Origin of the sequence: Nostoc sp. EspVER01 (genome assembly GCF_034530635.1) — a bacterium.
Lineage (GTDB): Bacteria > Cyanobacteriota > Cyanobacteriia > Cyanobacteriales > Nostocaceae > Nostoc.
This window is the reverse complement of the sequence record NZ_JAVRCS010000013.1, coordinates 26606-36439: the sequence shown is the minus strand read 5'-3', so window position 1 is coordinate 36439 and position 9834 is coordinate 26606. Positions and strand designations below refer to the sequence as shown.

The following is a 9834-nucleotide window of genomic DNA, read 5'->3' as shown; positions in this document are numbered from 1 at the left end:
AACACCCACTGGGGGTTTTTTTATTTAAAAAATAATTGACCTTTGTACAAATTTATCCGGAGTATGGTCTTCAACCTGAGAACACTTAATTGGTAGATGCACCCTGATAACTAACTCCCCTAGTAGGCTAACACCCACTGGGGGTTTTTTTTGCCGTAGACGCGTAGTGGTGAGCCACATAACCGGGAGTACATCACTCTGGTAGACCTTGAGTATCCTCCTGTTGACAGGATAGAGCGTAACTTACTCACTCAATCTCTGAATCGCTTTCTTTTTATTGTGAACTAGAGATGCTACTTCAAAATGATTGCTATGATATTTAATCACATTCTTAATTTTTTTTATATATTTTGACGAGTTCCCTTTTAACTTTCACTATTTGTCTGCCTCAGCAAAACTTACCTTCTTACTCAGCACAGAGTAACAAACTAAATTCCACGCTACCGCTAACAGCACTCCTCAAACAATTGAAAACTGCTAAAAGTTACAATTTTTTAGCTGGCTGGGATTAGACGGTATTTGTGTGGTAGACAGGCGGTCTAAAATTTCTGATTTCTGTTCTGAACTGAAGTTGTCATAAAAATTGTCAAATTTCTCAACTATGCCGAAATTTTTGAAAGCCTCTAAATTAGAATCTGGTTTTTCAATTAGAGATTTTTGTCTATTCTGGGAATAAGTAAGTATGTCTACTGTATGATTATTCTTTCGATACACAAGCTGCATCAATAAATCCATTGCAACAGTTGGCAGAACGCGGTAGGTAGAAGTCACGAAAAAATCAAAAGCCATATTTCCTAGACGGATGCGATCGCCATCTTTGAGCTTAATCGGCCTAACAGCACGATTACCATTCACAAAGGAGCCATTGGTACTGTTGAAATCAATTAAGTAAAAGCCTTGCTCGTCAATATGCTGAATAGCAGCGTGGCGACGAGACAGATGATTGTCAGCAATGCAAATACCACTGGTGCGATTACGACCTATCGTCCAGATTTGTTGTGGCTGTCGTAAACTCTGAGTCTGATTGTCGCCCAAGTTAGTCATCAAATAAACAGCAGCACTATCCACTACACCATGTACGTAACCCGTCGTCTTGACTCTCCTCAACGACGGTTGAGATAGGTTTTCTAGCTGAAGTATTTCATCTAGAAGGCTGCTGTGGTGTTCATACAACTTGAGAAATACTTGATATAAAGTTAATCGCCGTTCTATTTCCGTTTGTGCAAAGTCAGTCATTATACGTAAACCTTATACTACCTGATTTCGGTTGTAATATACATCTCCAGCCGACAACCAGGAATAATTGATTTTTTGCTTTTTGCTGCCATCTGAAAAATTTAGTGGTTTAGGATCATTCTATTTTACAAATTTTAGGTGTGAGATTCCCTGTTATTTATAGCCATAAAAAGCATATAAATATCTTTATAAAATTATTATGATGCTTTATTGTTTATTGTAAATAATCATTTGTTATTTGTAACAGATGAAAATCATAAAGATTTCATGAAGAATTCACAAATATCTACGTATTTCTGCTAGATATTTGGATATTTCTTAATATTGATGAGAGTGATAGCTATGGCTCAACCTAAACATTATACATATTTGGTCAATTCTGAATAAATCTAAGTTTTTATCGAGAATAATCAGGGCTAATTTTCCCAGATATAAGAAAAGTTCAACCTTGTGATTCTGATAAAATGAGTGTTTTAAAATTATTAATAAAAATGGAGAACTTAAAAGCAGGGAGGTTGAGGCTATTCTGCTAATCTCAAATAATTGACTTCAAGAAAAAGGATTCATCCATCAGGATAATCTAGAACCTAATATAGGAAAATATTCGCATAGAACTATGGCGACAAAAGAGGCTATTTCCGATGAATTAGGAAATTCCATCCGTCTATAAGATTGCGGTAGTTCACGCTTTCAAATCATAACAAGCCTCGTTTTCCATTGGGGCGCACAGTCATCCAATTTGTTTTTGCTAGTGCTAGCTGCTCATCAGAAATTTTAGCACTGGTGAGATTAGCACCACACAAATTAGCTCCTCGGAGGTTAGCGTTGCTGAGATAAGCATTGCTAAGGTCTGCGCCTCTCAAGTCTGCTCCTTCTAAATCAGCATGGTTAAAGTATGCTTTGCTCAAATTAGCATCTTTAAGATTTGCTCGAGTCAGACTGGCTCTGCCAAAGTCACTATTGTGAAGATTAGCTCCCTGAAGATTAGTTTTTTGCAATTGAGCAGAATGAAAATTTGTTTGAGATAAATCAGCACCTTGCAGATTTAGCAAATTTAAATTGTGTAAGGCAAAATCTCGTCTTCCCTTCAGATAAGCTGTTAATAAACCTTGGGTATCTAACTTCCGCCCAACTTTAGAATTTTGACCTTGTGAACTATTGCTGTTGCTACTGAAAGTCGTTGATTTAGCCATCCCAGAACCCTGGTGTAATCCCGCAGCTTCCGCTGCCTTGGCTCGTCTAGCACGAATCGCTGCCGCTACCTGTGCCACTCCAGTGCTGGTAGCAGCTGGGTTGTTACATAAAACAGCAGAATTTTCCAGGTGGTTATGTGTTCGCTCTTTAGATCCGTTATCAGATTTAATCAGCAAACCCTTTGCTAAACTATCTAAGTATGGTTCTATTTCCAATGCTCTGAGAACTTCTGCCGCTGACTGATAGCGATTACGTACAGACACCTCTAACATTTTTCGTAACACATTGCCCAAGTGATCGCTCACTTGCACAAGCTGCTCCCACATCATCTCGCCAGTGTTGGGATTGTAATCTAAATCTTTAGGAGTTTTGCTAGTCAGTAAATAAATGCATGTTACCCCCAATGCATAAATATCACTGGCGTAGACTGGACGCATAGCCATTTGCTCTGGAGGTGCAAAACCAGGAGTACCAATTGCATACGCAGTTAATGCTGTCTGTCCTGATGGGCCTGTTGCACCTTGGCTGATTTGGTTTTTGACGGCACCAAAGTCGATCAGTACCATTCTGGCATCTTGAGTGCGGCGGATTAAGTTGGCTGGCTTAATATCACGGTGAATCACCTTTTGATCGTGGATGTATTGCAATAGTGGCAAAATCTCGCTCAAAAATTGCTTGACTCCAGTTTCACTCAAGATGCCGTTAAGTTTGACCTCCTCTTGCAAGGTGTCACCACTGATATATTCTTGAATTAAGTAGAATTGCTCGTGATCTTCAAAATAGTCTAACAATCTTGGTACTTGGGGATGATTGCCAATCTTACCGAGAGTTTTAGCTTCTCGCTCAAAGAGTTCTCTGGCCATCTGTAAAACGTGTGGGGCGCTTCCTGATGGGCGTAATTGTTTGATTACGCAACTCGGTTCTCCTGGTAAGCCTTGATCGTTGGCTAGGAAGGTCGCTCCAAAGCCACCCTGACCTAATGGTTGGATCACCTGATAGCGATCGCGCAACAGTAGTTGCGAGCCACAAGACTGACACCTTTGGCTATATACCAAATTTTCTGGATTGGAACAGGTAGGATTTAAGCAGTAGCTCATGCACTCTCAACTCGCTGCACGAATAATCACGGGGAGTGTTATACTCCCTTTCAATTATTTAGACATTAATCAACTCTTGCCAGGTAATTTCTGCTGGAAATCCTTTGAAGAGTTCCTAAAGTTTAACTGAGATTACCTAAAGCGATCGCTAAACAAGATTATTTATTATACTTACATTGGCAAATACTGTTTATGCTGCTTTCTACCAATTCCTAATTCCTAGTCACGCTCTCTCAAGGCTTGTGGCGTTCATCACGCTATTATCCCATTCAGAAAATCAGCTTTAATCTGGTTTTTGCATGGGATAATTTGGTATTAAAAGGTATTGGAGGGCAGTGCCCAACGCCAGTTACTATATTTGGGGAAACCCCATCGCGTAGCGTCTCGTAGAGAAGACCGCACTGGCTACCCTACAGAAAGTCGCTATAGGATTTTGGATGCCCAAATTTGGAGGCAATTTAGAATCATCTCCATCAGTCGTTAAGAGATTATTAGCTAGCTTTCATGTTCACACTAGTCAGCTGTTCGATAAGTGCAAAAACATCACTGCGGCTGAGTTTCTCTTTACCATTAGCAAGGGCGTCAAGAGTGCCATTTGCCAAGGTGAAGGGGATTTGACAAAAATCTAAGGCTGGCCCGGTAGGAAGGTCTTTGATATAAGCTTCGGCCAGCCCGATATTGCGTCGGGCATACTCTTGCATATTTTCTGCACTCCAACCTTCTGGGAAGAATTCTACTCCACGCCCCAAATCTTCAGTGTGGTTACGCAGGATATTGACTGCTTGTAAACCCCGACCAAAACCAATCGCCTGGATACGGTTCGTTTGTGTTCCATCATACCAAGTCCATAAATCAGAAAGTAACAGTCCCACTGCACCTGCAACTCCAAAGGTATAACGATCTAAATCAGATTCTGTATAAATTTTCCAGTTTTTTTCTGCCCAATAAGCCATCCGGTCTGCCATTGCAGCAGTGGCATCCCAAATTCGAGGTGCAATGGTGTCTGGTGCTAGCAGTGACCATTCTCTAATCCTCAAAGTGACTTCTGCTAATGAATTCTCATACCCACTAAATCCTGCAAAGAAAGCATCTACCGCAAAACCATCAACTCCTGCTTGCAATGTCAGGCTAATGGTTCTTAACAGCTTGGCTTTAGTAGCATTATCTAGTTCGGGATGATCTTCAATTTCATCAATGGCACGCATACACAAATATGCTGATGCTACTGCTTCTTGCAATCCTGGCGGTAAAACACTAATTGGGATATAAAAAGTTCGGCTAGTTTCTTTGAGGATTTGCAATGCATCTCTACGTAAATTCATGTTTTCACTCCCCACTTGATTTTTGCACCACATGAAGTTTGCAGTTTTTTGATGATACTGGATATAGTTTTGACTAAACCTTAAAAACTATAGACTATAAGATACGCTAGTATTTCATCTAAAAATTGATAGTTTTTGGTATTGCAATTAACAAAACTCTCAAATTTATCAAAGTTTAGTCTAGTATAGAGGTTTTTGGGTGCAAAAGTGTTTGAAGTGTCGTTTGATATAGCTTTCATAAACTTTTAGTATACATATAAAGAATTATGGTAATATTTGGTTGGATATTACGAAATTTTTCCATAAGCAAACATCCATTTTAGCGATTTGAAAGTGCTTTAAGTCTGCGTTAATCTGACTAACAAAGTGTAATTATTGTATATATAAAGACAATTCAGGAAAAGCTGACAACGGATAATAGCATTTGTACATACCTTTGGATGGGTACAGTGGTTTACCGAAGAGTTAGGGTGAGTTAAATTGGACGACATATAAGGCTGCAATGCCTGAGTTCGACTATACCTAATTGATTGGAGTCAGAACGGTCTTGCTGTTCAAAGTGACATAAAGTGACCAAAACTCAGAACAAGAAGTTCCCGTATATTTACGAGATTGACAATAAAAAAGTTGGCTGTTTACCCACTCAACACAATATTTGTGAATATTTGACCTCTCATATCATGTCCGCCTGATTACTTATTAAACCCGAATAACCCCAAAGAGCTTAAGCTACACTTCGTCTCACTGACCGCTTATCTACAGTGCAGACACAAGTCCTAAAAATCTAAGCCTGATGAGGTCATCCTCATTCCCATGCAGAGTATGGAATGAGAAGACAATAGGAAATCGGGCTTTTTTCGACTTATATACACGCTAGCTCCGCTTGCAAAGAGGGTATTAAAGGGAAACATCAATGATTTAGGACTGCTATAGTCCAGATTATGTTTATACAAAAACAAACCGAATAGTCTGTAAAAAATTAAAAAAATATCGAAGTATTCCTAATTATTAAATTTTCTGAATCCCTTGTTGATACTGTAAATATTTTTTCTGTAATTCCTCTGGAATGGGAATAAGACGATTATTTTCCAGACTGACAAAACCACCCTTCTGGCTAGCCACTGCTGCTAACTCATTGTTAGATAAAATTTCAGCTTTCACAGTCCACTTTAAGCGTCCTAAACCACTCAGCCATAAACGTCCAATCACTTTATCAATAATCTTTATTGGACGTTTATATTCAATCTCTGTTCCAGCTAGAATTGGTGTATATCCTTGTTCAATTTGTTGATTGAGTTGCCAATGTTCATCTAAAAACTTTAGACGTAAATCCTCTAACCATCTGATATACACGATATTACTCACAATTCCCATAAAATCAATGTCGTATGTTTTGACAGGAATTGCTAATACTACTTCTAATGGTCTATGTAAGTTGTTATTTACTAGCATTATTTCTCTTGAGATTTTTTAATACTGCTCGGACTGTTCAATTAAAGAGAAGTTTTCAAGTATTGATTTAGGTGATTAATTACCCTATGAATATGAATTGAATCTCCATATAGCTTGCTCATCATTATGCCTCCTTCCAGTGTTGCAATTATGATGGTAGCAATTTCATCAGCACTCACTTCAGAGCGAATTTCACCCTTTTCAATTCCTTTTTCAATAATTCGACAAATTAGATGTAGCCAAGAGTTCATTGCTCGTTGAGCACGTTCTCGCAACGCCGGATGAGCATCATCACTTTCCACAGCAGTATTCAGCAGTGGACACCCTCCTTTAATCGGTGGATTTTCTGCGAAGCTACTAAACACCGCAATGATTGCTTGCAGACGTTCTACTGCGTGGTGTTTGCTTCGTAATACAAATCTAGTATGCTGCTTAATGCGAGCGATCGCAAAATCAAAAGCCTGTAGTGCGAGATCATCTTTGCTTTGGAAGTGATTGTAAATTCCTCCTTTCTGCAATCCAGTTACACGCATAATGTCTGACATCGATGAACCTGCATACCCCTGTTGATTAAACAGTTCGGCTGCTTGCTCAAGAATTCTGGTTTTTGTTTCTTCGCCTTTGGACATTACAGCGATTTTGATAGTAGGGAGTTGATTGAATTGAAAATTGCTGTAAATTAAATATTACCGACCGAATGGTCTGATTTAAAATATCATGATAGTTGCTTGTAAGTCAATATTTTTTCAACACTGAGTAAAGAACTAGGCATTGGCTATAGCCAAAGTTTGCCAATGCAGACTTCACCTGGTTATAGACGCCGTTAGTTTTGATGCTACCCCACCATAATTAATCAGGATTTTGGCATTATCAGGAATTTCAGCAGCAATGTTGGCGATTTGACCTTTGCCAAACAGAATTTTGACTTGATTGCAAAAAACAAAGTTTTCCATGAGTCATTAAACTAGGGAATCGAAATTGACCTTGAGTATTGTAATCACTTTCAGGATGTTGCCTAATTGCAGCATAATGCGATATATCGCGTCTCTACAAAGTTTGGAATTATCCTTATGCTTACTAACTTGTAGGTAAATTTTTGAGCAACCAGTCCGTAGGGAGTTTGACTGACTGCGGTGTATTATCCAGATAATTGAGCGATATACAACGCGAATACGCTGGACGTTTAATCATACTTACGAGTAAAATACGGTAAGTACATAGTCTTACGAGATTTTATATGTAAAACCGCAGAAAAACCTAGTTAGAAGTTGAGTTTGGCAGAACGACTGACTAATAAGCAGTTATCAAAGTCTGCTTGAGCTAAACGCCAGTCGTCATGCTTACAAAAACTTCCACACAGGTTTTGAGTTGTCCAGGAATCCTTGAGAAACGCAATAACTTGTCATAACTAGCCCTGTCTACCACTGGGCTATAGATTTGGCTGAGTTTTTGCTCTCTAACTGCTCGTAGTTAAGTCAGTGAACAGTTATCAAGGCTTCGTTTGGGAAATTAATCAACCCTTACCGACGCTGCTCACTTATAGAAGTGGGAGACTCAACAGGACTTTGATAACTGATAACTAATTGTTGAAACCCCCGAAGAGTATGCACTATCTATTACTACCGTTCTTAAGCTTTTTTGTTGGAATCATCGTTGGTTTGACGGGAATTGGTGGAGCGTCTCTCATCACCCCAATGTTGATTTTTATTTTTCAGGTTCCGCCTTCTATCGCTGTGAGTTCTGATGTTGTGGCCGCCACTTTGATGAAAATTGTTGGTAGCGTCAAGCATTGGGAACAGAAAACCCTCGACATAGAAGTTGTCAAATGGCTGGCCTTTGGAAGTGTTCCAGGTTCATTGTTCGGAGTGGGGATTTTGCACTTCATTAAACATACAGGTGAATATAGCCTGGATAATATCTTGCTCCGTTTGCTTGGCGGGATGATTTTGCTAGTCACTGTGTTAGCACTAGTGCAATTGTTGTTATTGACTTTTTTCCCCAAATTTAATTTACCCGAACTGCCAAAGTTAGACTTAGAAACTAACTTTGGTCGCTTCTTAACAATCACATTGGGAGCAATTTTAGGCTGTTTTGTCGGTCTAACTAGCGTCTCATCAGGTTCAATGTTTGCCCTAGTGCTGATTGGGTTTTTCCGCCTTGATGCACGAAAGTTAGTGGGTACAGATATTTCACACGCAGCGATTTTACTGCTGTTTACAGCCCTTGGTCATCTTAGCCTGGGAACAGTTGATTGGAGTTTGGTACTGCCTATATGGCTAGGCTCTGTGCCTGGGGTGTTACTAGGCGCTAAAATCTGCCAGGTAGCTCCGCAACGCCCACTACGGTTTATTATTTATGCCATTTTGATGATGGTAAGTTGGAAATTGGTTCATCAGGTTTAACAGGACTCAATAATAGAGTGTGGTTGTAAAAGTTTTTTGCTCCTTACTGACTCTCCAAAAAGACAGCACCGAGATTAGGTGCGGCTAAATCTATCCCTCCGTTCGTTCCAGTATTCGTAGGAAAACAAGAATTAGCGACATTCAGCAGTGTTTTGGGAGTGCAAGTAACATCAGGGGCAAACAGCGAGTAGCCGTAGACTTTTTTTCCTTGCGACACGAGTTCGTCGGTGCGAATCAGAAGACCTCCTAAAACTTGATTCGGTGGAATAGTGAGTGCAGGGTTTATGGGAATTTCCCGATTATTTTTGGCAGCATTGTTCAGGAAATAATATTGTGGAATGGGGTCTTGTAACGGTGTTTTACCCCAGGTGGAAGCTGCTATCACGTAAATCGGCCCATAGGAAGTAGGATTTCCATGTTTATCCACACTTGTAATCGCCGCAATACCGAAACCATCATGTCCAGTAGGTAATCCACGCTCGAAGACGGTAAAGCGAATTTTATTACTCGCCTTCACAGGTCTAACCAGTACAAAGTCAAGCCGCTCGATACTAGCGTTACCGTTGTAAGGTGTGCCGCCTAAATTTGCACCTATGTTAGTAAAAACGTTATCTGGGCCTGCCAAGATATTGTTAATACTAAACAGCGTTTTTTCTGGAAGTGGACCCAAACTGAGAAAGTTAAAGGTCTTAGACGAGGAGTCGAAACTGCCTCTGTAGTAAGCTAGCTTTCTGTCATCTGTGGCGGGGTTACGACGAATCTGCACAAAAGCAGGGATGGATCTAAATGTTGTGCTACCTTCTGTGGTTGTCAATCCTGTAATTGATTCAATTTGCCCCCCGAAGTTGAGAGTAAAAGTATTGCCTGCAAATTCGCTGTCACCTGCAACTTTGGTAATAGATATAGTAGGAAACGAAGCAGTGTCAGTAGTAATTGAAGTGATATCTTCTCCGATTATCTGCGCTTGTGCTGAGTTAAAGTACAAAAACGGGGCAATCATTGAAATCAGACAAAAAACAGGTTGAATGCTTGGGCAAAAACGGATATAACTGCGCCCAATCGCAGAGATCATGGAGTATTGCATGATACAGCTTCCAATGATTGAAAAAATCATTGTTTATTATATTGATG

At 39.8% G+C, this 9834-nt stretch carries 7 protein-coding genes and 1 pseudogene; 1 reads left to right on the top strand and 7 read right to left on the bottom strand.

Annotated features, from left to right (window positions below; translation table 11 throughout):
- Positions 1–477 precede the first annotated feature (477 nt).
- The 6 genes and pseudogenes from RMX69_RS13735 to RMX69_RS13710 all read right to left on the bottom strand — a co-directional run.
- Entirely contained in the window at positions 478–1236 is a 759-nt protein-coding gene (locus tag RMX69_RS13735; RefSeq protein WP_322637766.1) for an FHA domain-containing protein, read from the bottom strand.
- 695 nt (positions 1237–1931) lie between these two features.
- Positions 1932–3527, bottom strand: a complete 1596-nt coding sequence (locus tag RMX69_RS13730; RefSeq protein WP_289797683.1) for a serine/threonine-protein kinase — start codon at positions 3525–3527, stop codon at positions 1932–1934.
- A gap of 491 nt (positions 3528–4018) precedes the next feature.
- Positions 4019–4849, bottom strand: a complete 831-nt coding sequence (locus RMX69_RS13725; protein WP_289797684.1) for a phytoene/squalene synthase family protein — start codon at positions 4847–4849, stop codon at positions 4019–4021.
- A 1008-nt stretch (positions 4850–5857) separates the two neighbouring features.
- Positions 5858–6301 carry an acyl-CoA thioesterase gene (locus tag RMX69_RS13720; RefSeq protein ID WP_289797685.1) on the bottom strand — a complete coding sequence of 148 codons (444 nt, stop codon included), beginning with the start codon at positions 6299–6301 and terminating at the stop codon, positions 5858–5860.
- A 41-nt stretch (positions 6302–6342) separates the two neighbouring features.
- Positions 6343–6930, bottom strand: coding sequence for a TetR/AcrR family transcriptional regulator (locus tag RMX69_RS13715; RefSeq protein ID WP_322637765.1), 588 nt, complete (start codon positions 6928–6930; stop codon positions 6343–6345).
- A 160-nt stretch (positions 6931–7090) separates the two neighbouring features.
- A pseudogene (locus RMX69_RS13710) lies at positions 7091–7254 on the bottom strand (NADH-dependent alcohol dehydrogenase); the annotation flags it as partial.
- A 651-nt stretch (positions 7255–7905) separates the two neighbouring features.
- Between RMX69_RS13710 and RMX69_RS13705 the strand changes: the two are divergent.
- On the top strand, positions 7906–8703 hold the full coding sequence (locus RMX69_RS13705; RefSeq protein WP_322637764.1) for a sulfite exporter TauE/SafE family protein: 798 nt from the start codon (positions 7906–7908) through the stop codon (positions 8701–8703).
- Positions 8704–8746: 43 nt separating this feature from the next.
- On the opposite strand, the gene RMX69_RS13700 is transcribed toward RMX69_RS13705, so the two are convergent.
- A complete protein-coding gene (locus RMX69_RS13700; RefSeq protein WP_322637763.1) occupies positions 8747–9787 on the bottom strand; it encodes a hypothetical protein in 1041 nt (346 codons plus the stop codon).
- Positions 9788–9834: the final 47 nt, after the last annotated feature.